This window comes from Mesorhizobium sp. M8A.F.Ca.ET.181.01.1.1 (assembly GCF_004792025.1).
In the GTDB taxonomy this organism is placed as follows: domain Bacteria; phylum Pseudomonadota; class Alphaproteobacteria; order Rhizobiales; family Rhizobiaceae; genus Mesorhizobium.
In genome coordinates, this window is sequence record NZ_SRTV01000001.1 from 1610723 (window position 1) to 1636631 (window position 25909).

Annotated in this window: 35 protein-coding genes; 2 read left to right on the top strand and 33 right to left on the bottom strand. The window is 62.2% G+C overall.

Going from position 1 to position 25909, the window contains the following annotated elements:
* Positions 1 to 13: 13 nt before the first annotated feature.
* The 31 genes from rplQ to rpsL form a co-directional block, all read right to left on the bottom strand.
* Positions 14 to 442 (bottom strand): 50S ribosomal protein L17, encoded by a 429-nt coding sequence (gene rplQ, locus EN824_RS07985; protein ID WP_127279754.1) that lies wholly within the window; start codon positions 440 to 442, stop codon positions 14 to 16.
* Positions 443 to 546: 104 nt separating this feature from the next.
* A complete protein-coding gene (locus tag EN824_RS07990) occupies positions 547 to 1557 on the bottom strand; it encodes a DNA-directed RNA polymerase subunit alpha (protein WP_006205443.1) in 1011 nt (336 codons plus the stop codon).
* A 102-nt stretch (positions 1558 to 1659) separates the two neighbouring features.
* Complete coding sequence (gene rpsK / locus EN824_RS07995; protein WP_006205444.1) at positions 1660 to 2049, bottom strand: 30S ribosomal protein S11; 390 nt, start codon at positions 2047 to 2049, stop codon at positions 1660 to 1662.
* A 161-nt stretch (positions 2050 to 2210) separates the two neighbouring features.
* On the bottom strand, positions 2211 to 2579 hold the full coding sequence (gene rpsM, locus EN824_RS08000) for a 30S ribosomal protein S13 (protein ID WP_006205445.1): 369 nt from the start codon (positions 2577 to 2579) through the stop codon (positions 2211 to 2213).
* Between the two features lie 217 nt (positions 2580 to 2796).
* Positions 2797 to 3393 (bottom strand): adenylate kinase, encoded by a 597-nt coding sequence (locus EN824_RS08005; RefSeq protein WP_127281107.1) that lies wholly within the window; start codon positions 3391 to 3393, stop codon positions 2797 to 2799.
* On the bottom strand, positions 3390 to 4730 hold the full coding sequence (gene secY / locus EN824_RS08010) for a preprotein translocase subunit SecY (protein ID WP_015317976.1): 1341 nt from the start codon (positions 4728 to 4730) through the stop codon (positions 3390 to 3392). The genes EN824_RS08005 and secY overlap by 4 nt, the downstream gene beginning before the upstream one ends.
* A 193-nt stretch (positions 4731 to 4923) precedes the next feature.
* Positions 4924 to 5397, bottom strand: a complete 474-nt coding sequence (gene rplO, locus EN824_RS08015; RefSeq protein WP_095775807.1) for a 50S ribosomal protein L15 — start codon at positions 5395 to 5397, stop codon at positions 4924 to 4926.
* A 22-nt stretch (positions 5398 to 5419) separates the two neighbouring features.
* Entirely contained in the window at positions 5420 to 5617 is a 198-nt protein-coding gene (rpmD, locus tag EN824_RS08020; protein ID WP_006205449.1) for a 50S ribosomal protein L30, read from the bottom strand.
* 24 nt (positions 5618 to 5641) lie between these two features.
* The gene (gene rpsE / locus EN824_RS08025; protein ID WP_032933400.1) at positions 5642 to 6205 is read right to left on the bottom strand and encodes a 30S ribosomal protein S5; all 564 of its coding nucleotides are present in this window, start codon (positions 6203 to 6205) and stop codon (positions 5642 to 5644) included.
* A gap of 76 nt (positions 6206 to 6281) precedes the next feature.
* Complete coding sequence (gene rplR / locus EN824_RS08030) at positions 6282 to 6641, bottom strand: 50S ribosomal protein L18 (protein ID WP_027145576.1); 360 nt, start codon at positions 6639 to 6641, stop codon at positions 6282 to 6284.
* A gap of 138 nt (positions 6642 to 6779) precedes the next feature.
* A complete protein-coding gene (gene rplF, locus EN824_RS08035) occupies positions 6780 to 7313 on the bottom strand; it encodes a 50S ribosomal protein L6 (RefSeq protein ID WP_013895694.1) in 534 nt (177 codons plus the stop codon).
* 88 nt (positions 7314 to 7401) lie between these two features.
* Entirely contained in the window at positions 7402 to 7800 is a 399-nt protein-coding gene (gene rpsH, locus EN824_RS08040; RefSeq protein WP_006205453.1) for a 30S ribosomal protein S8, read from the bottom strand.
* Positions 7801 to 7812: 12 nt separating this feature from the next.
* A complete protein-coding gene (gene rpsN / locus EN824_RS08045; RefSeq protein WP_010909282.1) occupies positions 7813 to 8118 on the bottom strand; it encodes a 30S ribosomal protein S14 in 306 nt (101 codons plus the stop codon).
* Between the two features lie 27 nt (positions 8119 to 8145).
* Positions 8146 to 8724 carry a 50S ribosomal protein L5 gene (gene rplE / locus EN824_RS08050; protein ID WP_127278265.1) on the bottom strand — a complete coding sequence of 193 codons (579 nt, stop codon included), beginning with the start codon at positions 8722 to 8724 and terminating at the stop codon, positions 8146 to 8148.
* Positions 8717 to 9031 carry a 50S ribosomal protein L24 gene (gene rplX, locus EN824_RS08055; RefSeq protein WP_006205456.1) on the bottom strand — a complete coding sequence of 105 codons (315 nt, stop codon included), beginning with the start codon at positions 9029 to 9031 and terminating at the stop codon, positions 8717 to 8719. Before rplX ends, rplE begins: the two co-directional genes overlap by 8 nt.
* A gap of 12 nt (positions 9032 to 9043) precedes the next feature.
* Entirely contained in the window at positions 9044 to 9412 is a 369-nt protein-coding gene (gene rplN, locus EN824_RS08060) for a 50S ribosomal protein L14 (RefSeq protein ID WP_006205457.1), read from the bottom strand.
* Positions 9413 to 9484: 72 nt separating this feature from the next.
* A complete protein-coding gene (rpsQ, locus tag EN824_RS08065) occupies positions 9485 to 9724 on the bottom strand; it encodes a 30S ribosomal protein S17 (protein ID WP_010909280.1) in 240 nt (79 codons plus the stop codon).
* A gap of 11 nt (positions 9725 to 9735) precedes the next feature.
* Positions 9736 to 9936, bottom strand: a complete 201-nt coding sequence (rpmC, locus tag EN824_RS08070) for a 50S ribosomal protein L29 (protein ID WP_006205459.1) — start codon at positions 9934 to 9936, stop codon at positions 9736 to 9738.
* A gap of 13 nt (positions 9937 to 9949) precedes the next feature.
* Positions 9950 to 10363 (bottom strand): 50S ribosomal protein L16, encoded by a 414-nt coding sequence (rplP, locus tag EN824_RS08075; protein ID WP_006205460.1) that lies wholly within the window; start codon positions 10361 to 10363, stop codon positions 9950 to 9952.
* A gap of 27 nt (positions 10364 to 10390) precedes the next feature.
* Positions 10391 to 11116, bottom strand: coding sequence for a 30S ribosomal protein S3 (gene rpsC, locus EN824_RS08080; RefSeq protein ID WP_013895697.1), 726 nt, complete (start codon positions 11114 to 11116; stop codon positions 10391 to 10393).
* Positions 11116 to 11505 carry a 50S ribosomal protein L22 gene (gene rplV / locus EN824_RS08085; RefSeq protein WP_006205462.1) on the bottom strand — a complete coding sequence of 130 codons (390 nt, stop codon included), beginning with the start codon at positions 11503 to 11505 and terminating at the stop codon, positions 11116 to 11118. Before rplV ends, rpsC begins: the two co-directional genes overlap by 1 nt.
* Positions 11506 to 11507: 2 nt before the next feature.
* A complete protein-coding gene (gene rpsS, locus EN824_RS08090; protein WP_027044977.1) occupies positions 11508 to 11786 on the bottom strand; it encodes a 30S ribosomal protein S19 in 279 nt (92 codons plus the stop codon).
* Between the two features lie 16 nt (positions 11787 to 11802).
* On the bottom strand, positions 11803 to 12636 hold the full coding sequence (gene rplB / locus EN824_RS08095) for a 50S ribosomal protein L2 (protein ID WP_127278266.1): 834 nt from the start codon (positions 12634 to 12636) through the stop codon (positions 11803 to 11805).
* A 22-nt stretch (positions 12637 to 12658) separates the two neighbouring features.
* Positions 12659 to 12952, bottom strand: a complete 294-nt coding sequence (locus EN824_RS08100; RefSeq protein ID WP_010909275.1) for a 50S ribosomal protein L23 — start codon at positions 12950 to 12952, stop codon at positions 12659 to 12661.
* Positions 12949 to 13569, bottom strand: coding sequence for a 50S ribosomal protein L4 (gene rplD / locus EN824_RS08105; protein WP_015317984.1), 621 nt, complete (start codon positions 13567 to 13569; stop codon positions 12949 to 12951). Before rplD ends, EN824_RS08100 begins: the two co-directional genes overlap by 4 nt.
* Positions 13569 to 14291 (bottom strand): 50S ribosomal protein L3, encoded by a 723-nt coding sequence (gene rplC / locus EN824_RS08110; protein WP_023757978.1) that lies wholly within the window; start codon positions 14289 to 14291, stop codon positions 13569 to 13571. Before rplC ends, rplD begins: the two co-directional genes overlap by 1 nt.
* A gap of 61 nt (positions 14292 to 14352) precedes the next feature.
* Positions 14353 to 14661, bottom strand: coding sequence for a 30S ribosomal protein S10 (rpsJ, locus tag EN824_RS08115; RefSeq protein WP_010909272.1), 309 nt, complete (start codon positions 14659 to 14661; stop codon positions 14353 to 14355).
* A 69-nt stretch (positions 14662 to 14730) separates the two neighbouring features.
* Positions 14731 to 15906 carry an elongation factor Tu gene (gene tuf, locus EN824_RS08120; protein ID WP_135932089.1) on the bottom strand — a complete coding sequence of 392 codons (1176 nt, stop codon included), beginning with the start codon at positions 15904 to 15906 and terminating at the stop codon, positions 14731 to 14733.
* Positions 15907 to 15973: 67 nt separating this feature from the next.
* A complete protein-coding gene (gene fusA, locus EN824_RS08125; RefSeq protein WP_127869367.1) occupies positions 15974 to 18064 on the bottom strand; it encodes an elongation factor G in 2091 nt (696 codons plus the stop codon).
* 29 nt (positions 18065 to 18093) lie between these two features.
* Entirely contained in the window at positions 18094 to 18564 is a 471-nt protein-coding gene (gene rpsG, locus EN824_RS08130) for a 30S ribosomal protein S7 (protein WP_008875664.1), read from the bottom strand.
* A 60-nt stretch (positions 18565 to 18624) separates the two neighbouring features.
* Positions 18625 to 18996: a 30S ribosomal protein S12 gene (rpsL, locus tag EN824_RS08135; protein ID WP_006333356.1), complete on the bottom strand. Its 372-nt coding sequence runs from the start codon at positions 18994 to 18996 to the stop codon at positions 18625 to 18627.
* Between the two features lie 464 nt (positions 18997 to 19460).
* Here rpsL and EN824_RS08140 point away from each other — a divergent pair, with 464 nt between their 5' ends.
* Positions 19461 to 19742, top strand: coding sequence for a transcriptional regulator (locus tag EN824_RS08140; RefSeq protein ID WP_127277968.1), 282 nt, complete (start codon positions 19461 to 19463; stop codon positions 19740 to 19742).
* 143 nt (positions 19743 to 19885) lie between these two features.
* Positions 19886 to 20809: a Gfo/Idh/MocA family oxidoreductase gene (locus EN824_RS08145; protein WP_189343650.1), complete on the top strand. Its 924-nt coding sequence runs from the start codon at positions 19886 to 19888 to the stop codon at positions 20807 to 20809.
* A 23-nt stretch (positions 20810 to 20832) separates the two neighbouring features.
* Here EN824_RS08145 and EN824_RS08150 read toward each other — a convergent pair whose 3' ends face one another.
* Positions 20833 to 21498, bottom strand: a complete 666-nt coding sequence (locus EN824_RS08150) for an O-methyltransferase (RefSeq protein ID WP_135932090.1) — start codon at positions 21496 to 21498, stop codon at positions 20833 to 20835.
* Positions 21499 to 21581: 83 nt separating this feature from the next.
* Entirely contained in the window at positions 21582 to 25778 is a 4197-nt protein-coding gene (gene rpoC / locus EN824_RS08155) for a DNA-directed RNA polymerase subunit beta' (RefSeq protein ID WP_127277965.1), read from the bottom strand.
* Positions 25779 to 25909 lie beyond the last annotated feature (131 nt).

Sequence of the window (25909 nt, forward strand, 5' to 3'; positions counted from 1 at the left end):
AAAGGACGAAGCCTTATGCGGCCGCGGCTTCGTCCGTGCCTTCCGCCTCAAGGCGGGCGCGGTCGCCGGCGCCCTTGGCGTCGGTGTCGCGGTCGACGAACTCGATGACGGCCATCGCGGCATTGTCGCCGTGACGGAAGCCCGCCTTCATGATGCGCAGGTAGCCGCCGTTGCGGGTGGCATAGCGCGGGGCGATGGTGTCGAACAGGCGCTTGACGACGCCTTCATTGCCGATCTGCGCGATCACCTGGCGGCGGGCGTGCAGGTCGCCGCGCTTGCCGAGCGTCACCAGCTTCTCGACGATCGGACGCAGGTCCTTCGCCTTCGGCAAGGTGGTGACGATCTGCTCGTGCTCGAGCAGTGACACCGCCAGGTTGGCGAACATCGACTTGCGGTGGCTTATGCTGCGGGCGAAGCGGCGGCCTTTGAAACCGTGGCGCATGGCTCTTTTCCTTCTTCAGTTGTTCAAGAGGCCACGGCCTCTGATGGCTTTCCGCATGACCGTCGGATCGAGCGGCTCACGCCGCCGATCCTTGGAGTTCATGCTCAATATTGGTCTTCGTAACGCTTGGCGAGGTCTTCGATGTTTTCCGGCGGCCAGTCCGGCACTTCCATACCGAGGTGCAGGCCCATAGCCGCCAGCACTTCCTTGATCTCGTTCAGCGACTTGCGGCCGAAGTTCGGGGTGCGCAGCATCTCGGCTTCGGTCTTCTGGATGAGATCGCCGATATAGACGATGTTGTCGTTCTTCAGGCAGTTGGCCGAACGCACCGAAAGCTCGAGTTCGTCGACCTTCTTGAGCAGCGCCGGGTTGAAGGCGAGCTCGGTGACGGCTTCGGCGGCGACTTCCTTCTGCGGCTCGTCGAAGTTGACGAACAGGCCAAGCTGGTCCTGCAGGATGCGGGCGGCGAAAGCCACCGCGTCCTCGCCCGAGATCGAGCCATCGGTCTCGATGGTCATGGTCAGCTTGTCATAGTCGAGAACCTGGCCCTCACGGGTGTTCTCGACCTTGTAGGAGACCTTCTTGACCGGCGAATAGAGGCTGTCGACCGGGATCAGGCCAATCGGCGCGTCCTCGGCGCGATTGCGCTCGGCCGGCACGTAACCCTTGCCGGTGTCGACGGTGAATTCCATGCGGATTTCAGCGCCTTCGTCCAGCGTGCAGATGACGTGGTCGGGGTTGAGGATCTCGACGTCGCCAACCGTCTGGATGTCGCCGGCAAGAACCGCACCCGGGCCCTGCTTGCGCACGACCATGCGCTTGGGGCCGTCGCCTTCCATGCGGATGGCGATTTCCTTGATGTTCAAGACGATGTCGGTCACGTCCTCGCGCACACCGGCGATGGACGAGAATTCATGCAGGACGCCGTCGATCTGCACGGCGGTGACAGCCGCACCGCGCAGCGAAGACAGAAGCACGCGGCGCAGCGCGTTGCCGAGGGTAAGACCAAAGCCACGCTCGAGCGGTTCGGCGACCAGCGTGGTCAGCGTCTTCTTCTTCGACGAGAACTCGATCTTGTTCGGCTTGATCAGTTCCTGCCAATTTTTCTGGATCATGATGCTTTCCTTCCGTTGACCCGCCACCATCCAATCGTGGCGGGCGACCTGGAATACCGTGGAGGAACGCTTTCGTAAGCGTTCGCGCGGCGTTCAATAATGTTAGACGCGGCGCTTCTTGCGCGGGCGGCAGCCATTGTGCGGGATCGGCGTCACATCACGGATCGAGGTGATGGTGAAACCGGCCGCCTGCAGGGCGCGCAGCGCCGATTCACGACCCGAGCCCGGTCCGCAGACCTCGACTTCGAGCATGCGCATGCCGTGTTCCTGGGCCTTCTTGGCAACGTCCTCGGCAGCCATCTGGGCGGCGAACGGGGTCGACTTGCGCGAACCCTTGAAGCCCTGGGCACCGGCCGACGACCAGGCGATCGAATTGCCCTGCGCGTCGGTGATGGTGATCATCGTGTTGTTGAAGGTCGAATTGACGTGGGCAACGCCCGACGAGATGTTCTTGCGTTCGCGGCGGCGAACACGTGCGGCTTCCTTGGCCATGGTAGTCCTTTCAGTTGATCTCTACACCGCCGTAATGCCAGCGGCTCCACCTTACTAAGGGAGTAGGGGAATAGGGCAGTAAGGGAGTAGGGAAAAATGCGACCCGATCGACGGGCATTCCCTACTGCCTTACTCCCCTACTCCCTTATTCCCCTAAAAAATTACTTCTTCTTGCCGGCAATCGACTTGGCCGGGCCCTTGCGGGTACGTGCATTGGTATGGGTGCGCTGACCGCGAACCGGCAGCGAGCGGCGGTGACGCAGGCCGCGGTAGCAGCCGAGATCCATCAGACGCTTGATGTTCATCGACACTTCGCGACGCAGGTCGCCTTCGACCTGGTAATCGCGGTCGATGGTCTCGCGGATCTGCAGCACTTCCGCGTCGGTCAGCTGGTTGACGCGGCGCTCGGCCGGGATGCCGACCTTGTCGACGATCTCCTGGGCGAACTTCTTGCCAATGCCGTGAATGTACTGAAGCGCGATGACGACGCGCTTGTTGGTCGGAATGTTGACGCCGGCTATACGAGCCATGTTCTTCTCTTCTCCATGTGGACCGGACAACCTTCAACAAGGTAGATCCCGGCGCTGTTCAAATTTCCCCGCGTCCGGTGGAGGCCGGCCCTTGCGGGAGTTTCCAGTTCAAAGCGACTGCCTTGCCCTTGCGGACAAGCAAAGTGCGCACCTGATAGGAAGACGGGCCGCCATACCGCAGCGAACCGTCTCCGTCAAGCTTAATCTTTAAATTCCCTTACCGCGCCTTCGCGGCCGCTGCCAGCACGGTCTCGATCTCGGCGGTCACCGCGTCGATACTGGCCATGCCGTCCACAGTCTTGAGCTTGCCCTTGGCATAGTAGTAGCCGGTCAGCGGAGCGGTCTTCTTGTAGTACTCCCGCAGGCGCTCTTCGAACACAGCGGGATTGTCGTCCTTGCGCACCGGCTGGCCGGCGGCCTTGGCATCATCGGCGCGCTTGACGATGCGGCCGACCAAAGCCCTGTCATCGACGACCAGTTCGATAACCGTATCGAGACCAATGCTGCGCTCCGAGAGCATCGATTCAACCGCATCGGCCTGCACAAGCGTACGCGGGTAGCCGTCGAGTATGAACCCCTTGGCGCAGTCGGCCTGATCGATACGTTCTGCGACGATGGCGTTGACGATGGCGTCGGATACCAGTTCTCCAGCATCCATCACCGCCTTGGCGCGCTTGCCGACCTCGGTACCCGCCTGGACGGCGGCACGCAGCATGTCACCCGTCGAGAGCTGGGGAATGCCGTGTTTTTCTACCAGTCTTTGTGCTTGTGTCCCCTTGCCCGCCCCCGGCGGCCCAAGCAAAATCAACCTCATCTGGCTTTCTTCCCCCCGCGCAGCTTCGACTTCTTGATCAGGCCTTCATACTGGTGCGCGATCAGATGACCCTGAATCTGCGCAACCGTATCGAGCGTGACACTGACCACGATCAGAAGCGATGTGCCACCAAGGTAGAATGGTACGCCAGTCGCCGAGATCAGGAACTCCGGCAGCAGGCACACCAGCACCAGATAGATGGCGCCGACGACGGTGATGCGGGTGAGAACGTAATCGATATAATCGGCGGTGCGCTCGCCCGGGCGATAGCCCGGGATGAAGCCCGAATGCTTCTTGAGCTGGTCGGCGGTGTCCTTCGGGTTGAAGACAATCGCAGTGTAGAAGAAGGCGAAGAACACGATCATCGCCGCGTAGAATGCCATGTAGAGCGGCTGGCCGTGGCCGAGCGAGGCCAGGATGGTGCTCGCCCAGGCCGGCATGTTGGTCGTCTGCGAGAAGCCGGCGACGGTGGCCGGCAGCAGCAGCAGCGACGACGCGAAGATCGGCGGAATGACGCCCGACGTGTTGAGCTTGAGCGGCAAATGCGAGGTATCGCCCTGGAACATGCGGTTGCCTACCTGGCGCTTCGGATACTGGATCAGCAGGCGGCGCTGGGCGCGCTCGAAAAAGACGATGAGCGCGATGACGACGATGGCCAGCACGATGATCGCCAGGATCAGGCCGGTCGACAGGGCGCCGGTGCGGCCGAGTTCCAGCGTGCCGGAAATGGCGTGCGGAAGACCCGCGACGATGCCGGAGAAGATGATCAGCGAGATGCCGTTACCGATGCCGCGCGCGGTGATCTGCTCGCCGAGCCACATCAGGAACATGGTGCCGCCGACCAGCGTGACGACGGTGGAGATGCGGAAGAACATGCCGGGATCGCTGACGATGCCGTTGCCGTTCTCCAGCCCCACCGAAATGCCGTAGGCCTGCACCAGCGCCAGCAGCACGGTGCCGTAGCGCGTGTACTGGTTGATGACCTTGCGGCCCTGCTCGCCTTCCTTCTTCAGCGCTTCCAGCGAGGGAATGACCGATGTCATCAACTGCATGATGATGGAGGCGGAGATGTAGGGCATGATGCCGAGCGCAAAGATCGCCATGCGCTGCACGGCGCCGCCGGCGAACATGTTGAACATGCCGAGCACGCCCTTGCTCTGCGAGGAGAAGGCCTGGGCGAAGGCATCGGGATTGATGCCGGGAAGCGGGATGTAGGTGCCGAGGCGATAGACGAGCAACGCGCCGATGGTGAACCAGATGCGTTTCTTCAGGTCCTCCGCCTTGGCGAAGGCCGAGAAATTCAGATTCGAGGCTAGTTGTTCAGCAGCCGAAGCCATGCCTGATTCTCCGCTTGGTAACGCTTGATGGCCCGTGAGGTCAGGCGGTGCGTTTCACCGAAGCTCACGAGATAAGCTCCGGGCTGTAAACATGCAAGCGGCCGCGTTGACGCGGCCGCTAAATTGAGCAGATCAAAGCGCGATCGAAAGCAAAAACGGATGCCACTCTTGCCGACCGCGCTTCAAATTGCCGTTACTCGGCAGCTGCCTTTTCCGGCAGCTTGACCGACCCACCGGCCTTTTCGATCTTCTCGATCGCGGCCTTGGAGGCGCCAGCGACGTCGAAGGCGAGCTTGGCCTTGAGTTCGCCATCGGACAGCACGCGCACGCCATCCTTGACGCGACGGATGACGCCGGCGGCGACAAGCGCCTCGGCCGTCACGGTCGCCTTGGCGTCGAGCTTCTTGGCATCGACGGCTTCCTGGATGCGGGCCAGCGAGACGACAACGAAGCTCTTGGCGAAGATGTTGTTGAAGCCACGCTTCGGCAGGCGCCTGTAAAGCGGCATCTGGCCACCCTCGAAGCCGTTGACGGCAACGCCCGAGCGCGCCTTCTGGCCCTTGACGCCGCGACCGGCGGTCTTGCCCGAACCGGAGCCGATACCGCGGCCGAGACGCTTCTTGGAATGCGTCGCGCCGTCCTTGTCACGCAGATCGTTGAGTTTCATCTTGCTTCTCCTGCGCTTTGGCTCAGCCCTCGTCCACAACGCGGACGAGATGCTGGACGGCGGCGATCATGCCGCGCACGGAGGGCGTATCTTCCAGCGTGCGCTGCTTGTGCATCTTGTTGAGGCCGAGGCCGACCAGCGTCGCGCGCTGTTCCTTCGGGCGGCGGATCGGCGAACCGATCTGCTCAACGGTGATGGTCTTGGTTGCTTTCTTGGCCATGGTCAAAATCCCTGGTCAGATCGACTATTCTTCAGCCGCAACGGCGGTGCCGCGGCGGGCCTGAAGGGTCGAATACTTGATGCCGCGCGCGGCAGCCACATCCTTGGGATGCATCTGGCTCTTCAGCGCGTCGAAGGTGGCGCGAACCATGTTGTAGGGGTTCGACGACCCCATCGACTTGGCGACCACGTCATGCATGCCGAGCGTCTCGAAGACAGCGCGCATCGGGCCGCCGGCGATGATGCCGGTACCCTGCTTGGCGGCGCGCAGCAGAACGCGGCCCGCACCCCAGCGCCCTTCGACGTCGTGATGCAGCGTGCGGCCCGAGCGCAGCGGCACGAAGATCATGTCGCGCTTGGCCGATTCAGTCGCCTTGCGGATGGCTTCCGGCACTTCGCGCGCCTTGCCATGACCGAAGCCGACGCGGCCCTTCTGGTCGCCGACGACGACGAGCGCGGCGAAGCCGAAGCGGCGGCCACCCTTGACGACCTTGGCGACGCGATTGATGTGGACGAGCTTGTCCACCATGCCGTCATCGCGCTCTTCACGCTCGCGGCCGCGGCCGCCTTCCCTACGTTCCTGTGCCATATCCTGTTCCTTGTTCTTTTCCGGAAGCACGGGTTGCTGATTGCCGGCGCCACTTTGGGTCGCCGACGGTGAAAAATCAGAAGCTGAGACCGCCTTCGCGGGCAGCCTCGGCCAGCGCCTTGACGCGGCCGTGATAGATGTACGGGCCACGGTCGAAAACGACTTCCTTGATGCCGGCCTTGGTGGCGCGCTCGGCGATCAGCTTGCCGATTGCGGCGGCGGCGGCGGTATCGGCGCCGGTCTTGAGCGACCCCTTGAGGTCCTTCTCGAGCGTCGAGGCGGCAGCGATGGTGTGGCCCTTGGCGTCATCGATCACCTGAACGTAGATGTTCTTCGACGTGCGGTGCACCGAAAGACGCGGACGTTCGCCGGCAACTTTCTTGATCTGGCGACGGACGCGTTGCGCACGGCGCTGGATGGCTTCCTTGGTACCCATGATGTCTTCCTTGCCTTCAAAAAACGGGGGCCGTCATATGCGGTAGGCGAAGCGCCTCCCGCGACCGCTCCCCGCGGCGTTACACTTCCGTGGCTTGGTCCTGTCCGAAAAGTCCGCGACTTTTCCAAGCCAAGCCGATTACTTCTTCTTGCCTTCCTTGCGGACGATCTTCTCGCCAGCGTAACGGACGCCCTTGCCCTTGTAAGGCTCGGGACCGCGGTATTCGCGGATCTCCGCGGCAACCTGGCCCACCTGCTGCTTGTCGATGCCGGCCACGGTGATTTCGGTCGGCTTCGGCACGGTGATCGTGATGCCGGCCGGCGTCTCGTAGACGACATCATGGCTGAAGCCAAGAGCCAGCTGCAGGTTCTTACCCTGCAAAGCGGCGCGATAGCCGACGCCGGTGATCTCGAGCTTCTTCTCGAAGCCGTCCTTCACACCCTGCAGGATGTTGACGATCTGCGTGCGCGACATGCCCCACTTGGAGCGGGCGGTCTTGGTCTGGTCGCGCGGCTGGACAGCGATCTCGCTGCCTTCCATCTTGACCAGCACTTCGTCGTTCACCACGAACTTCAGCTCGCCCTTGGGGCCCTTCGCCGTCACGGTCTGGCCGTTGACGGTCGCGGTCACGCCCTGCGGCAGCGAAACGGGTTTCTTTCCAATACGAGACATTTTGTTGTCCTCGTCACTTCTCTTGTTTCAGGTCTCTGTCTTCGGAACGATCCGAAGACCGGATTCCAATTTGCGGTGAGCTGCCAGATCAGAAGATCTGGCAGAGGATCTCGCCGCCGACGTTCTGCTCGCGTGCTTCGTGGTCGGCCATCACGCCCTTCGGTGTCGAAAGGATGGCGATGCCGAGGCCGTTGGCGACGTGCGGGATCGACTTGGCCGAAACGTAAACGCGGCGGCCGGGCTTCGAAACGCGGGCGATTTCGCGCACGACCGGAGCACCGTCGAAATACTTCAGCTCGATTTCGATCTCGGACTTGCCGTTGTCGAAGTCGGTCTGGCTGTAATCGCGGATATAGCCTTCAGCCTTCAGCACGTCGAGGACGCGGGTGCGCAGACGCGAGGCCGGCGTCGAGACACTCGACTTCTTGCGGCCATAGGCGTTGCGGATGCGGGTCAGCATATCGCCGAGAGGATCGCTCAATGACATGTTATGTCCTCCTTACCAGCTCGACTTGACCAGGCCCGGAATCTGGCCGTTGTTGCCGAGATCCCGAAGCGCGATGCGCGATACTTTGAGCTTGCGATAATAGGCCCGCGGACGGCCGGTGACTTCGCAGCGGTTGCGGATGCGGATCTTGGCCGAGTTGCGCGGCAGGGCAGCAAGCTTCAGCTGAGCGCGGAAGCGCTCTTCCATGGGCTTGGACTGATCCATGATGATCGCCTTCAGCGCAGCGCGCTTGGGACCGTACTGGTCGGCAAGCTTGCGGCGCCTGTTGTTCTTCTCGACTGAGCTGGTCTTTGCCATTTCAGATTTTTCCTTTTCTCGCTGCCGTTACTGGCGGAAGGGGAAGTTGAAAGCCTTGAGCAAAGCCCTGGCTTCGTCGTCCGTCTTCGCAGTCGTACAAACGATGACGTCCATGCCCCAGATCTGATCAACCTTGTCGTAGTTGATCTCCGGGAACACGATGTGCTCCTTGATGCCCATGGCGTAGTTGCCACGGCCATCGAAGCTCTTGGGGTTCAGTCCGCGGAAGTCGCGGACGCGCGGCAGCGCGATGTTCACGAGGCGGTCGAGGAACTCGTACATACGTTCCTTGCGCAGCGTGACCTTGGCGCCGATCGGCATGTTCTCGCGGACCTTGAAGCCAGCGATCGAATTGCGGGCGCGGGTGACGACGGCCTTCTGGCCGGCGATCATCGCCAGATCTTCGGCCGCGACCGAAGGCTTCTTCGAATCTGCGGTCGCTTCGCCGACACCCATGTTCAGCACGATCTTGTCGAGGCGCGGAACCTGCATGTCGTTGTCGTAGCCGAACTGCTCCTGCAGCGCCTTGCGAATGGTCTCGTTGTAGACCTGCTTGAGGCGCGGCGTGTTGTTGGCAGTCGCCTGCTTGGTTTGAGCCTTAGCCATTGATGACTTCTCCCGAGCGCTTGGCGACGCGCACCTTCTTGCCGTCCTTCTGGAAGATGAAACCGACGCGGGTCGGCTTGCCATCCTTCGGGTCGGCCAGCGCGATGTTCGACAGCTGGATCGGCGCTTCCTTGGTAATGATCCCGCCCTCTTGGGACTGGGACTGCTTCTGGTGACGACGGATCATGTTGACGCCGCGCACCAGCGCGGTGTCATCCTTCGGCTGAACCGAGAGGACTTCGCCCGAACGGCCCTTGTCCTTGCCGGCCAGCACGACGACCTTGTCGCCTTTTCTAATCTTTTGCATTGGTCCGGCTCCTTACAGCACTTCAGGCGCGAGCGAGATGATCTTCATGTGGTTCTTGGCGCGAAGTTCGCGCGGAACCGGTCCGAAGATACGCGTGCCGATCGGCTCTTTCTTGTTGTCGACGAGAACGGCCGCGTTCTTGTCGAAACGGATCACGCTGCCGTCCGGGCGGCGGATGTCCTTGGCCGTGCGAACCACGACCGCCTTCATCACGTCGCCCTTCTTAACGCGGCCGCGCGGAATGGCTTCCTTGATCGACACCACGATGATGTCGCCCACGGAAGCGTATTTCCGCTTCGAGCCGCCCAGCACCTTGATGCACATGACACGACGCGCACCGGAATTATCCGCCACGTCGAGGTTTGTTTGCATCTGAATCATGACTGGCCGCCTTCTTCTTTTCTAACGGGACGGGCTCGAAGCCCCTCCCCGGTCTGTCCAAAATTCGTTTGTTTACGCCTGGTCCGAGGACACGACGATCCAGCGCTTATCCTTGGAAATCGGCTTCGATTCCTGGATGAACACCTGATCGCCGACCTTGTGGGCGTTGTTCTCGTCGTGCGCCTTGTACTTCTTGGTCATGCGCACGGTCTTCTTCATCACGGGATGCGTGAAGCGCCGTTCGACCTTGACGACAACCGTCTTCTCGTTCTTGTCGCTGACGACGGTGCCCTGCAGAATGCGCTTTGGCATGGTTTTCGTCCTTAAGCCTTCTTGGCCGCGGACTTTTCCGCAGCGATGGTCTTGATACGCGCAATGTCCTTACGAACCTGCCTCACGCGCGCGGTCTTCTCGAGCTGGCCGGTGGCCTTCTGGAAGCGCAGGTTGAACTGCTCCTTCTTCAGGCTGGCCAGGTCGTCGGTCAGCTGGTCCTGGGTCTTGGTCCGGATGTCTTCGGCTTTCATGATCAGCCCGTCCTTATTCTGCGATGCGCTGTACGAAGCGCGTCCTGACCGAGAGCTTGGCCGCGCCGAGACGCAGCGCCTCACGGGCGGTTTCTTCATTGACGCCGTCGATCTCGAACATGATGCGGCCCGGCTTGACGCGCGCCGCCCAGTAGTCGACAGCGCCCTTGCCCTTGCCCATGCGGACTTCGGTCGGCTTCGACGTGACCGGCACGTCCGGGAAAATACGGATCCAGACGCGGCCAGCGCGCTTCATTTCGCGAGTGATCGCGCGGCGGGCCGCCTCGATCTCACGCGCGGTGACGCGGTTCGGCTCAAGCGCCTTCAGCCCGAAACCACCGAAATCCAGGTTGGTGCCGCCCTTTGCGGTACCATGGATACGGCCCTTGAACTGCTTGCGGAACTTTGTGCGCTTTGGCTGCAGCATCGTTCTAACTCCAAATTCCTAAATGTCTCAGGCGTTTTCGCGACGACGACCGCGTTCGCGATCACCACCACCGCCATGCGCGGCATCACCCTCGGTCGCACGACGCTCCGAAGCCATCGGATCGTGCTCGAGGATCTCGCCCTTGAATACCCAGACCTTGACGCCGCAAATGCCGTAGGCCGTATTCGCCTCGGCCGTGCCGTAGTCGACATCGGCGCGCAGCGTATGCAGCGGAACGCGACCTTCACGGTACCATTCCATGCGCGCGATCTCGGCGCCGCCAAGACGGCCGGCGCAGTTGATGCGGATGCCTTCGGCACCGAGGCGCATGGCCGACTGCACGGCACGCTTCATGGCGCGGCGGAACGCGATGCGGCGCTCGAGCTGCTGGGCGATCGACTGGGCGACCAGGGTCGCGTCGATTTCCGGCTTGCGCACTTCGACGATGTTGAGGTGCGTCTCGGACTTCGTCATCTCCATCAGCTTCTTGCGAAGCTTCTCGATGTCGGCGCCCTTCTTGCCAATGATCAGACCCGGGCGCGCGGCATGGATGGTGACGCGGCACTTCTTGTGCGGGCGCTCGATCACGACCTTGGAGATCGCGGCCTGCTTGAGTTCCTTCTCAAGATACTTGCGGATCTTGATGTCCTCATGCAGCAGCTTGCCGTACTCGCCGGTGTTCGCGAACCAGCGCGAATCCCAGGTGCGGTTGATGCCGAGGCGAAGACCGATCGGATTGACTTTCTGGCCCATTATGCGGCCTCCCCTTTTTCTTCGACTTCACGAACGACGATCGTGAGGTGCGAGAACGGCTTCTCGATACGGCTGGCGCGACCGCGGCCACGAGCGTGGAACCGCTTCATGACGATCGACTTGCCGACATAGGCTTCCGCCACGATCAGCGCATCGACGTCGAGGTCGTGGTTGTTTTCCGCGTTGGCGATTGCCGATTCCAGCGTCTTCTTGACCGTGCCGGAAATCCGCTTGGCCGAAAATTCGAGATCGGAAAGCGCTGTCGCGACCTTCTTGCCGCGGATCAGCGCGGCAACCAGGTTCAGCTTCTGCGGGCTGATACGGATCGTGCGCAACACGGCGCGCGCTTCGTTGTCAGCAAGCCTGCGCGGAGCTTTGGCCTTGCCCATGATTATTTCCTCTTCGCCTTCTTATCCGCGCCGTGACCGTAATAGGTCCGCGTCGGAGCGAATTCACCGAACTTGTGACCGACCATGTCCTCGTTCACCGCGACGGGAACGTGCTTCTGGCCGTTGTAGACACCGAAGGTGAAGCCGACGAACTGCGGCAGGATGGTGGAGCGACGGCTCCACATCTTGATCACCTCATTGCGACCACCTTCACGAACCTTATCCACCTTCTTGAGAAGGTAGCCGTCGATGAAGGGGCCTTTCCAAATAGAACGAGTCACTTGGCGTTACCTCTTCTTAGCTCTTGCGCTGATGGCGCGAGCGCAGGATGAACTTGTCGGTCGCCTTGTTGGACCGCGTCTTCTTGCCTTTGGTCGGCTTGCCCCACGGGCTGACCGGATGACGGCCACCGGAGGTGCGGCCTTCGCCGCCGCCGTGCGGATGGTCGACCGGGTTCATGGTCACGCCGCGATTGTGCGGACGCTTGCCGCGCCAAACCGTGCGGCCGGCCTTGCCGTCGTTGATGTTGCCGTGGTCCGGATTGGACACGGCACCGACGGTGGCCATGCAGGAGCCGTGAACGACACGCTGCTCACCCGAGTTGAGGCGCAGGATCGCCATGCCCTGGTCACGGCCGACCAGCTGGCCGTAACCACCCGCGGAGCGGGCAACCTGGGCGCCCTTGCCCGGCTTCAGCTCGATGTTGTGGACGATGGTGCCAACCGGCATCGAGGCCAGCGGCATCGCGTTGCCCGGCTTCACGTCGACGGCTTCGCCCGCCACGATCTTGTCGCCGGGAGCCAGGCGCTGCGGAGCGATGATGTAGGACAGCTCACCATCATCATACTTGATCAGCGCGATGAAGGCGGTGCGGTTCGGATCGTATTCGATGCGCTCGACCGTGCCGACGACGTCGAACTTGCGGCGCTTGAAGTCGATGATGCGGTACGAACGCTTGTGACCGCCGCCGATGAAGCGGGCCGTGATGCGGCCGTAATTGTTGCGGCCGCCCGACTTGGTCAGGCCTTCGGTCAGGCCCTTGACGGGCTTGCCCTTGTAGAGGCCCGAGCGGTCGACGATGACCAGCTGGCGGGTGCTCGGCGTTATCGGGTTGAATTTCTTGAGTGCCATTGTCCTGTCCTCGCGGCCTTGCTCAGAGACCCGTCGCGACGTCGATCGACTGGCCGTCGGCCAGCGTCACGATCGCCTTCTTGACGTCGCTCTGGCGGCCGATCGTGCCGCGGAAGCGCTTGATCTTGCCCTTGCGGACAAGCGTGTTCACGGCCATCACCTTGACGCCGAACAGCGCTTCGACGGCGGCCTTGATTTCCGGCTTCGACGCCTTCTTGGCGACGTTGAAGACGACCTGGTTCTGCTCGGAGGCCATGGTCGACTTTTCGGTGATCGCCGGCGAGACGATCACGTCGTAGTGACGAAGGTCGGTCATTTAAAGCGCTCCTCGAGAGCCTCGACGGCGGCCTTCGAAAGGACCAGCGTGCCGCGGCGCAGAATGTCGTAGACGTTGATGCCCTGGATGGGCAGCACGTCGATGTTGGGGATGTTGGTGGCTGCCAGCTTGAAGTTCTTGTCAAGCTCGGCGCCGCCAATCACCAGGGCGTTGGTCAGGCCCAGCGTCGCGAAATTCGCGATCAGCGCCTTCGTCTTGGCCTCGGTCAGCTTCAGCTCGTCGATGATGATGATCGACGCGCTCTTGGCCTTGGCCGAGAGAGCATGCTTGAGGCCAAGCGCACGAACCTTCTTGGGCAGTTCATGCTCATGGCTGCGAACGACCGGGCCGTGGGCCTTGCCGCCGCCGCGGAACTGCGGAGCGCGTGCCGAGTGGTGACGGGCGCGGCCCGTACCCTTCTGCTTGTACATCTTGGCGCCGGTGCGCGCGATTTCGGCGCGGCCCTTGGCCTTGTGCGTGCCCTGCTGCTTCTTGGCAAGCTGCCAGCGCACGACGCGCTGCAGGATGTCCTCGCGCGGATCAAGGCCGAAAATTCCGTCGGAAAGTTCCACCTTGCCGGCGTCTTTACCGCCGAGCGTTGTGATCTTGAGATCCATTATTCCGCTCCCTCTGTGGCCGGAGCCTCGTTCTTCGCAGCTGCCGCAACAGCACGGATCGCGGCGGGCTTCGGCGCATTGGCCGGCAGCGCCACCTTGGCCGCGTCGCGGACCAGGATCCAGGCGCCCTTCGATCCGGGAACCGCACCGCGGATCAGGATCAGGCCGCGGTCGGCGTCGGTCGAGACGATCTCGACATTCTGCGTGGTGACCCTGGTGTCGCCCATGTGGCCAGCCATGTGCTTGCCCTTGAACACCTTGCCCGGGTCCTGACGCTGGCCGGTCGAACCGTGTGTACGGTGCGATACCGAGTTACCGTGCGTCGCGCGACCACCACCCATGTGGTGACGCTTGATGACGCCCTGGAAACCCTTGCCGATCGTCGTGCCCGTCACATCGACCTTCTGGCCGGCGACAAAGTGCTCGACGGTGATCTCGGCGCCAACATCGATCATGTTGTCGGCGGAGACGCGGAACTCGGCGACCTTCGCCTTAGGCTCGACGGAAGCGGTCGCGAAATGGCCGCGCATCGCCTTCGACGTGTTCTTCACCTTGGCGAGGCCAACGCCGAGCTGAACGGCGGTGTAGCCATTCTTCTCCTGCGTGCGCTGTGCCACGACCTGGCAGTTCTCCATCTGGAGAACGGTGACGGGAACATGTTCCCCCGCATCATTATAGATGCGGGTCATTCCCACCTTCTTTGCAATCACACCTGAACGCATCGGTTCAATTCCTTTAGAGTTCCGGGCCAGGGACACCGCCCCTTACCGCGCTCTCATTCCCTTAGAGCTTGATCTCGACGTCGACGCCGGCGGCCAGATCGAGCTTCATCAAAGCATCGACGGTCTGCGGGGTCGGATCGACGATGTCGAGCAGACGCTTGTGCGTGCGCATCTCGAACTGCTCGCGGCTCTTCTTGTCGACGTGAGGCGACCGGTTGACCGTGAACTTTTCGATCCGCGTCGGCAGCGGAATGGGGCCGCGGACGTTTGCACCGGTGCGCTTGGCCGTCGACACGATTTCCTTCGTCGAGGCGTCGAGCACGCGGTGATCAAACGCCTTCAGGCGGATGCGGATATTCTGTCCGTTCATGCGTCACTTCCTTGTTCTGGCGCGGCGCGGGCAACTCCGGCGCCCGCGACAGATCGGTTTAAGTCCAAATTACTCTTTGATGGTGACGACGATGCCGGCACCGACGGTGCGGCCGCCTTCACGGATGGCGAAGCGCAGCTTCTCTTCCATGGCGATCGGCACGATCAGCTCGACATCGACCGTGATGTTGTCGCCGGGCATCACCATCTCGGTGCCTTCCGGCAGCGACACGATGCCGGTCACGTCGGTCGTGCGGAAGTAGAACTGCGGACGGTAGTTGGTGAAGAACGGCGTGTGACGGCCACCTTCGTCCTTGGTCAGGATGTAGGCTTCGGCCACGAACTTCTTGTGCGGCTTCACCGTGCCCGGCTTGGCCAGAACCTGGCCGCGCTCGACACCTTCACGATCAACGCCGCGCAGCAGCGCGCCGATGTTGTCGCCAGCCTGGCCCTGATCGAGCAGCTTGCGGAACATTTCCACGCCCGTGCAGGTCGTCTTGGTCGTCGGACGGATGTCGATGATTTCCAGTTCCTCGCCGACCTTGACCACGCCGCGCTCGACGCGGCCGGTCACGACCGTGCCACGGCCCGAGATCGAGAACACGTCCTCGATCGGCATCAGGAACGGCTTGTCGAGCGGACGAACCGGCGTCGGGATGTAGGCGTCGACCTGAGCCATCAGCTCGCGGATCGCGTCCTCGCCGATCGTCTTGTTCGAATCTTCGAGTGCGGCAAGCGCCGAACCCTTGACGATCGGAATGTCGTCGCCGGGGAATTCGTTCTTCGACAGCAACTCGCGAACCTCGAGCTCGACCAGTTCGAGCAGCTCGGCGTCGTCGACCTGGTCGACCTTGTTCAGGAATACCACGATCGACGGCACGCCGACCTGACGGGCAAGCAGGATGTGCTCGCGGGTCTGCGGCATCGGGCCGTCGGCGGCAGACACGACCAGGATCGCGCCGTCCATCTGCGCGGCGCCGGTGATCATGTTCTTCACATAATCGGCGTGGCCGGGGCAGTCGACATGCGCGTAGTGGCGGTTCTCGGTCTCGTATTCGACGTGAGCCGTCGAGATCGTGATGCCGCGCGCCTTCTCTTCCGGCGCCGCGTCGATCTGGTCATAGCGCTTGTATTCGCCAAAATACTTGGTGATCGCAGCCGTCAGCGACGTCTTGCCGTGATCGACGTGACCAATCGTGCCGATGTTCACATGAGGCTTAGTGCGCTCGAATTTACCTTTTGCCATGTGATGTCTCCATTTCCTGCTCGCCCATGCGGGCTTTGAATTGCGTTACCGCGGCAGCTCTTTCGAGTTACGCGTATTTCTTCTGGACTTCCTGAGCGACCGCGGTCGGGACCGGCTCATAGTGATCGAACTGCATCGTGTAAGCCGCGCGGCCCTGGCTCATCGAGCGCAGGTTGTCGACGTACTTGAACATGTTGGCGAGCGGCACCATCGCGTTGATGACGACGGCCACGCCGCGCGCTTCCTGGCCCTGGATCTGGCCGCGACGGCCGTTCAGGTCACCGATGACGCTGCCGACGTAGTCTTCCGGCGTCACCACCTCGACCTTCATGATCGGCTCGAGCAACTGCACGCCAAGCTTGGGAGCAGCTTCACGGAAGCACGCACGGGACGCGATTTCGAAGGCCAGGACCGAGGAGTCGACATCATGGTAGGCACCGTCGATGAGCGTCGCCCTGACGCCGATCATCGGGAAGCCGGCGAACGGACCAGCGCCCATGACGCTCTGGATGCCCTTTTCGACGCCCGGAATGTATTCCTTCGGCACCGCGCCGCCGACGATCTTGGACTCGAACACGAAGTCCTCGCTCTCGGAATTCGGCTCGAACACAACCTTGACGCGCGCGAACTGGCCGGTACCGCCGGTCTGCTTCTTGTGCGTGTAGTCCTGCTCGTGCTTGCGGGTGATCGTCTCGCGATAAGCCACCTGCGGCGCGCCGACATTGGCTTCGACCTTGAACTCGCGACGCATGCGGTCGACGATGATGTCGAGGTGCAGTTCGCCCATGCCGGAGATGATGGTCTGGCCGCTTTCCTCGTCGGTCTTGACGCGGAAGGACGGATCCTCGGCAGCCAGGCGGTGAAGCGCGAGGCCCATCTTTTCCTGGTCGTTCTTGGTCTTCGGCTCGATGGCGATCTGGATGACCGGATCGGGGAATTCCATGCGCTCGAGGATGACCGGGTGCAGCGGATCGCACAGCGTGTCGCCGGTGGTGGTGTCCTTGAGGCCGGCCAAGGCGACAATGTCGCCCGCAAAAGCTTCTTCGACGTCGGCGCGCGAATTCGCATGCATCTGCAGCATGCGGCCGATGCGCTCCTTCTTGCCCTTCACGGTGTTGTCGACAGAGACGCCCTTGGTGAGCTTGCCCGAATAGATGCGGGCAAAGGTCAGCGAACCGACGAACGGGTCGTTCATGATCTTGAAGGCGAGCATCGACAGCGGCTCGTTGTCGTCCGCATGACGCTCGATCTCGGCGTCGGTCTTGGCATCGACACCCTTGATGGCCGGAACATCGGCCGGCGACGGCAGGTATTCGACAACGGCGTCGAGCAACGGCTGCACGCCCTTGTTCTTGAAGGCCGAGCCGCAGAACATCGGGTAGAACTTGACCGCGATCGTACCCTTGCGGATCAACGAACGGATCTCGTCATTCGACGGCATCTTGCCTTCGAGGTAGTTTTCCAGCGCCGTCTCGTCCATTTCGACGGCGGCTTCGATCATCTTCTCGCGGTATTCCTCGGCACGCGCCTTGAGGTCGGCCGGGATCTCGACGACGTCCCAGGCAGCGCCCAGCGTCTCGTCGCGCCAGACCAGCGCATTCATCTCGACGAGGTCGACGACACCCTTGAATTCGGTCTCGGCGCCGATCGGCAGCTGCATGACGACAGCCTGCGCACCGAGGCGCGAGCCGATCATCTCGACCGAGCGGTAGAAGTCGGCGCCGATCTTGTCCATCTTGTTGCAGAAGATCATGCGCGGCACGCGATACTTGTCGGCCTGGCGCCAGACGGTTTCCGTCTGCGGCTCGACACCGGCATTGGCATCGAGCAGCGCGATGGCGCCGTCGAGCACGCGCAGCGAACGCTCGACCTCGATGGTGAAGTCGACGTGTCCGGGGGTGTCGATGATGTTGAAGCGGTGCATCTTGCCGTCACGGCCCTTCCAGAAGGTCGTGGTCGCGGCGGACGTGATGGTGATGCCGCGTTCCTGCTCCTGCTCCATCCAGTCCATGGTGGCAGCGCCGTCGTGCACTTCGCCGATCTTGTGCGACTTGCCCGTGTAATAGAGGACGCGCTCGGTGGTCGTCGTCTTGCCGGCGTCGATATGCGCCATGATACCGAAATTGCGGTAGTCTTCGATTTTGTATTCGCGGGCCATCGTAGCTGCCTCTCAGTCCTGTTCGCGCTTTACCAGCGATAGTGCGCGAAAGCGCGGTTGGCTTCAGCCATCTTGTGGGTGTCTTCCCGCTTCTTCACGGCGGTGCCGCGGTTGTTGGCCGCGTCCATCAGCTCGCCGGAGAGGCGGTCGACCATGGTGGTCTCGTTGCGGTTGCGGGCCGCGGCGATCAGCCAGCGGATCGCCAATGCCTGGCGACGCTCGGGACGAACGTCGACCGGAACCTGGTAGGTGGCGCCGCCGACGCGGCGCGAACGCACTTCCACATGCGGCGCGACATTGTCGAGCGCCTGGTGGAAGACGGTGACCGGCTCCTGCTTGGTCTTCGACTGGACCTGGTCCAGCGCGCCGTAGACGATGGTCTCGGCAACCGACTTCTTGCCGTCATACATGACGGCGTTCATGAACTTGGTGACGATCAGATCGCCGAACTTGGGATCCGGGTTGATCTCACGCTTTTCTGCACTGTGACGACGCGACATGGCTTTTGTCTCTCAATCTCGTAGCCCGGCGCGTTCAAGCAGCGCCAAGGCCGGAAAATCTTACTTCGGACGCTTGGCGCCGTACTTCGAACGGCGCTGCTTGCGGTTCTTCACGCCCTGCGTGTCGAGCACGCCGCGGATGATGTGGTAGCGCACGCCCGGAAGATCCTTGACGCGGCCGCCGCGGATCATGACCACGGAGTGTTCCTGAAGGTTGTGACCTTCGCCGGGAATGTAACCGATCACTTCAAAACCATTGGTCAGGCGGATCTTGGCCACCTTGCGCAGCGCCGAGTTCGGCTTCTTCGGCGTCGTCGTATAGACGCGCGTGCAGACGCCCCGCTTCTGCGGGTTCTGCTGCATGGCCGGGACCTTGTTGCGCTTCACCGGCGCAATGCGCGGCTTGCGGATCAGCTGGTTGACGGTAGGCATTAAACCCTCTTGTCTCTCAATTCCGTGTCTCGTGCCGGTCAAGGCTCGCTCAAAGCGTCATTTCCATACGCAAATTCGGGCCACAAACCGCGCCTCGCGGTCTTGCCCGAACAAATCGCAGAGGAAGCGGAAGCCGCTTCGTGCACGCCGGAAATGTCTTTTCGCTCGTAAAACGAACCCTGTTTGAGGCAAACTCCAAAGCGTGTCGCTTCGGAAGGGAGAGCCTCACATCGGTTCTGACTGGGCGGCTTCTACTCGTAAGCCCGCGAACCGTCAACCCCGCAGCGGCAAATATTGCATTGAAGCCGGGGCTTGGCAGCCATGCGAAAACCGCATGTAATTTTCTTTCGCCGTTTGGCAAGGGCGAGGAAGAAAGTGACCGAGTTTTGGCTGTTGCGGGGCCTTGCTTCATGCGAAAAGGCCGCATGAACACTGACAATCCCTCGCCGCGAAGGAATCGGCCCGTGAACGACAATGAAGAACGCCCGGTCACCATCATCACCGGCCGGGTGTGGAAGAAGAAAGGCGGCAAGCCGGAAGGCGTGCATGTCATGCTGGTGGCGCCCGATGACGATTCGGCGGTGCGCCGTGCGCTCGAATCGCTGGCTGCCGAAGGCTACGCCGAGGCCGAACTCGACCAGATCGGCGACATGGAGGGCGAGCCCGACGATGAGCCGCATCTTTCGGCCTTCCAGGGCGCGCTTGAAGGCGAAGTGTCGATCGTGACCTTCGACGTGCCGATCTGATCGCAGCGTGGCGCCCCTCGCCTGCCCAGCGTCATGATGCCGATTCGTTCGAATAGCTGGCATGGCCGACGCTTGCCCGTCATGGCCGATCTGCTAAGAGACGCGCAGACGTCCCAACCCGGCGGAGCCTCATGTCCTCATCCATCTCGCCCATAAGAATCGGCATTGTCGGTGTCGGCAAGATCGTCCGCGACCAGCACCTTCCGGCACTGGCCAAGGATCGAGACTACCAGCTGATCGCAGCGGCCAGCCGGCACGGCAAGGTCGACGGCATCGCGAATTTCCCCGATATAGAGACGATGCTTGGCGCGGTTGCCGAACTCGACGCGGTGTCGCTGTGCATGCCGCCGCAGTTCCGCTATGACGCCGCGCGCAAGGCGCTCGAGGCCGGGAAGCACGTCTTCCTGGAAAAACCGCCGGGTGCCACGGTCAGCGAAGTCGAGGACCTGAAGGCGTTCGCGGCGAAACAAGGCGTCTCCTTGTTCGCAAGCTGGCACTCGCGCTACGCGCCGGCTGTCGAAGCGGCACGGACATTCCTGGCTTCGACCAAAATCAAATCGGCGGCGATCGTCTGGAAGGAAGATGTGCGCCGCTGGCATCCGAACCAGGACTGGATCTGGCAGCCTGGCGGCTTCGGCGTCTTCGATCCCGGCATCAACGCGCTGTCGATTGCAACCTATATCCTGCCGGCCATGTACATCACTTCGGCCGTACTCGATTTTCCGGAGAATCGCGACGCACCGATCGCGGCCCAGGTCGCGTTCCACGCGGCGAACGGATCCGATGTGACCATGGATCTCGACTGGTTGCAGACCGGACCGCAGAGCTGGGACATTTTGGCCGACACGGATGCCGGGCAGATGGTGCTCTCGGGTGGCGGCTCGAAGCTCGCCGTCGACGGCCGTGTCGTCCATGAGGAACCGGAAGCGGAATATCCGATGCTCTACCGGCGATTTGCCGAGATTGTGCATGCCGGCGTATCCGATGTGGACCTTGCACCGCTGCAGCACGTCGCCGACGCCTTCATGCTCGGCAAGCGCAATGTGGTCGAGGCGTTTTTCGACTGAAGATCGCCAGGTGCGCCCTGACGTCAGTCGACAATCGCGATGGCAAAGCCGTCATAGCCCTTGGCGCCCCCGGTCTGGATGGCTGTGCCGTCCAGCCGTTTTTCGCCGCCGATGAAGGAAAACGCCGCGCGGGCGCCTTCGACATTGGCATCGCGGCGATCCTCATCCAGCACGGCGCCGTCACGGATGACGTTGTCGCAGACGATGACCGTCCCGGAGCGTGACAGCCGCAAGGCCCAGGACAGATAGTTCGGGTTGTTCGGCTTGTCGGCATCAATGAAGATCAGATCGAACGGGCCGGCATTCTCATTGCCGAGTGCGGCAAGTGACTGGAGCGCCGGACCGACGCGCAGTTCCACCCGGTCCGATACCCCTGCCCGCTCGAAATTCGAGCGTGCGACCTTGGCATGATGCGGATCGAGTTCGAGCGTCACGACTTTGCCGTCGGCGGGCAGTCCCCGCGCCATCCAGATGGTCGAATAGCCGCCCAGCGTGCCGATCTCGAGCGCCTTTTTCGCGCCGCCGATGCGCGCCAGCAGCGAGAGCAGTTTTCCTTGCGCCGCCGAGACATCGATCGCCGGCAGGCCATTGTCGCGGTTGGCCGCCAGAACCGCGTCGAGAACGGGATCCGCCTCGAAGAGCGAGGAGACGATGTAGTCGTCGACAGCCGTCCAGGTCTTCGTGCTCATCTGCTTTCCTCCGATCGTTGAAACGAAAAAGCCGCCGGGTTGCCCCGACGGCTTCTGTTGCCTGAGATTTCTTGCCGTCGCGCTTACTGCGCGGCGGTTGTCATGTCGGCGAGCATCGGCTCGGCCACTTCAACACCGGAGGCCTTGCGGCGCTCGTCGATGATGAGTTCGTCGCGCGAGGTGGCAATGCGCCGGATCTGGCTCATCGTGCCGCCGGTACCGGCCGGGATCAACCGGCCGACGATGACGTTTTCCTTCAAGCCCTGCAGCATGTCGGTCTTGCCGGCAACCGCGGCCTCCGTCAGCACCCTGGTCGTCTCCTGGAAGGAGGCGGCCGAGATGAAGGACGGCGTCTGCAGCGAAGCCTTGGTTATGCCCAAGAGCACCGGCTGGCCTTCAGCCGGCTTCTTGCCGTCCTCGACCAGGCGCTCGTTGACCTCTTCCAGTTCGATCACGTCGACGTGGTCGCCCGGGATGTAGGTCGAGTCGCCCTGCGTGGTGATCTCGACCTTCTGCAGCATCTGGCGAACGATCACCTCGATGTGCTTGTCGTTGATCGACACGCCCTGCAGACGGTAGACTTCCTGGATCTCGTTGACGAGGTAGGACGCAAGCGCCTCCACGCCCTTGATCGCCAGGATGTCGTGCGGCGCCGGATTGCCGTCGAGGATGTAGTCGCCCTTCTCGATGACGTCGCCGTCCTGGAGATGGAACGGCTTGCCCTTCGGGATCAGGTATTCGACCGGCTCGAGCGTCGAGTCATGCGGCTCGATAATGATGCGACGCTTGTTCTTGTAGTCGCGGCCGAAGCGGATCGTGCCGTCGATCTCGGCGATGATGGCGTGATCCTTCGGACGACGTGCCTCGAACAGTTCGGCAACACGCGGCAGACCGCCGGTGATGTCCTTGGTCTTGGCGCTTTCCATCGGGATACGCGCCAGCACGTCGCCGGGGCGAACCTGGGCACCCGGCTCGACCGAGAGAATGGCCTCGACCGAGAGCAGGAAGCGGGCATCGCCGCCCTTCGATAGCTTGCCGACCTTGCCCTTGGTGTCCAGGATGGCAATCGCAGGCTTGAGGTCGTTGCCGCGCGGCGTCGATCGCCAGTCGATGACCTCACGCTTGGTGATGCCGGTCGACTCGTCGGCCGTTTCCTGGACGGAAATACCGTCGACCAGATCCTCATACGACACCTTGCCCTCGATTTCAGTGAGGACAGGACGGGTATAGGGATCCCACTCGGCGATACGCTGGCCACGCTTCACCTTGTCGCCATCGTCCACGAAGATGCGCGAACCATAGGTGACACGGTGCGTTGCACGCTCCTTGCCGGCCTCGTCGAGGATCAGCACCGCCATGTTGCGGCCCATGACCATCTGCTGGCCGTCCGAGTTGCGCACCACGTTGCGGTTGCGGATCTCGACCTTGCCCTCATACGAGGCTTCAAGGAACGAAGAGTCCACCACCTGCGCGGTACCGCCCATGTGGAAGGTACGCATGGTGAGCTGCGTACCCGGCTCGCCGATCGACTGCGCCGCGATGACGCCGACGGCTTCGCCCTGGTTGACCGGGGTGCCACGGGCCAGATCGCGTCCGTAGCAGACCGCGCAGACGCCGATCCTGACTTCGCAGGTCAGGGCCGAGCGGATGCGGACCGACTGCACGCCGGCCTTTTCGATCTGTTCCACGTCCCGCTCGTCCATCAGCGTTCCGGCCTTGACCAGGACTTCGCCCGACACCGGATGGGTGATGTCGTCGAGCGATGTACGGCCCAGCACGCGCTGGCCAACCGAAGCGACGACCTGACCGGCATCGACGATCGGCTGCATGGTGAGGCCCTTGTCGGTGCCGCAATCCACGGAGTTGACGATGCAGTCCTGCGCCACGTCGACCAGACGACGGGTGAGGTAACCCGAGTTCGCCGTCTTCAAGGCGGTGTCGGCCAGACCCTTGCGGGCACCGTGGGTCGAGTTGAAGTACTCGAGCACGGTCAGGCCTTCCTTGAAGTTCGAGATGATCGGCGTCTCGATGATTTCACCCGAGGGCTTGGCCATCAGGCCGCGCATGCCGGCAAGCTGGCGCATCTGGGTGGGCGAGCCGCGCGCACCGGAGTGCGACATCATGTAGATCGAGTTCATGGGCTTCTGACGGCCATTGTCCTCGAACTCGACCGCCTTGATGCGGGCCATCATTTCGTCGGCGACCTTTTCCGAGCACTTGGCCCAGGCGTCGACGACCTTGTTGTACTTCTCGCCCTGCGTGATCAGACCGTCATTGTATTGCTGCTCGTACTCCTTGGCCAAAGCCTCGGTGTCCGACACCAGCTTGATCTTGGTGTCCGGGATCAGCATGTCGTCCTTGCCGAACGAGATGCCGGCACGGCACGCATGAGCAAAGCCGAGCGCCATGATGCGATCGCAGAAAATGACCGTCTCCTTCTGACCGCAATGGCGGTAGACGGTGTCGATCATCTTGGAGATGTTCTTCTTGGTCATCTCCTGGTTGGCGGTCTCGTAGGGCACGTTGACGTTCTTCGGCAGAAGTTCGCCGATGATCATGCGGCCAGGCGTGGTGTCATGGATCTTCGACACGACCTTGCCTTCGGCGTCGACCGTGCGGAAGCGACCCTTGATCTTGGCGTGCAAGGTCACGGCCTTGGTCTCGAGCGCGTGCTGGAGCTCGCCCATATCGGCAAACACCATGCCCTCGCCCGGCTCGTTCTGGTTGACGATCGAGAGGTAGTAGAGACCCAGGACCATGTCCTGGGACGGCACGATGATCGGCGCGCCGGAGGCCGGGTGCAGGATGTTGTTGGTCGACATCATCAGCACGCGGGCTTCCAACTGCGCTTCCAGCGACAGCGGCACGTGAACGGCCATCTGGTCGCCGTCGAAGTCGGCGTTGAAGGCCGTGCAGACCAGCGGGTGAAGCTGGATCGCCTTGCCTTCGATCAGGATCGGCTCGAACGCCTGGATGCCGAGGCGGTGCAGCGTCGGCGCGCGGTTCAACAGGACCGGATGCTCGCGGATGACCTCGTCGAGGATATCCCAGACTTCCGGACGCTCCTTCTCGACAAGCTTCTTCGCCTGCTTGACGGTCGAGGAGTAACCCTTGGCGTCGAGGCGGGCATAGATGAAGGGCTTGAACAGTTCGAGCGCCATCTTCTTCGGCAGGCCGCACTGATGCAGCTTGAGCTCCGGACCGGTGACGATGACCGAACGGCCGGAATAGTCGACGCGCTTGCCGAGCAGGTTCTGACGGAACCGGCCCTGCTTGCCCTTGAGCATGTCGGACAGCGACTTCAGCGGACGCTTGTTGGCACCGGTGATGACGCGGCCTCGACGGCCGTTGTCGAACAGCGCATCGACGGCTTCCTGCAGCATGCGCTTTTCATTGCGCACGATGATGCCGGGGGCGCGCAGTTCGATCAGCCGCTTCAGGCGGTTGTTGCGGTTGATCACGCGGCGATAGAGATCGTTCAGGTCGGACGTGGCGAAGCGGCCGCCGTCCAGGGGAACCAGCGGGCGCAGGTCCGGCGGGATCACCGGAACGACCTTCATGATCATCCATTCCGGACGATTGCCGGACTCCATGAAGTTCTCGACGACCTTGAGACGCTTCAGATACTTCTTCTGCTTCAGCTCGGACGTGGTCGAAGCCAGTTCCGAACGCAGGTCGCCTGCGATCTTCTCCAGATCCATGCCGGCCAGAAGGTCATGAATGGCCTCGGCGCCGATCATGGCGGTGAAGGAATCCTCGCCATATTCGTCGACGGCGATCATGTACTCTTCCTCGCTGAGCAGCTGGTGCTCCTTCAGCGCGGTGAGGCCAGGTTCGGTGACGATGTAGTTCTCGAAGTAGAGGACGCGCTCGATGTCCTTAAGGGTCATGTCGAGCAGCGTGCCGATGCGCGAGGGCAGCGACTTCAGGAACCAGATATGGGCGACCGGTGCCGCCAGCTCGATATGGCCCATGCGCTCGCGGCGGACGCGCGACAGCGTGACTTCGACGCCGCACTTCTCGCAGATGACGCCCTTGTACTTCATGCGCTTGTACTTGCCGCACAGGCACTCATAGTCCTTGATCGGGCCAAAAATGCGCGCGCAGAACAGACCGTCACGCTCCGGCTTGAAGGTGCGGTAGTTGATGGTCTCCGGCTTCTTGATCTCGCCGAACGACCAGGACAGAATCTTCTCAGGGCTGGCGAGCGATATCCGGATGGAATCGAACACCTGCGCCGGCGCCTGCGGATTGAAGAGATTCATGACCTCTTGGTTCATGCCGTTCTCCTTTTCGGGGTCCTCGAAAACCCCTTGCATCTAACGCGGGCCAAACGCCCGCTGAGTGGTCGGCCCACCGGCCGAAGAAATCGAAGCATCCGGTCGCGGGAGCCTCTCTCGCGACCGGATGT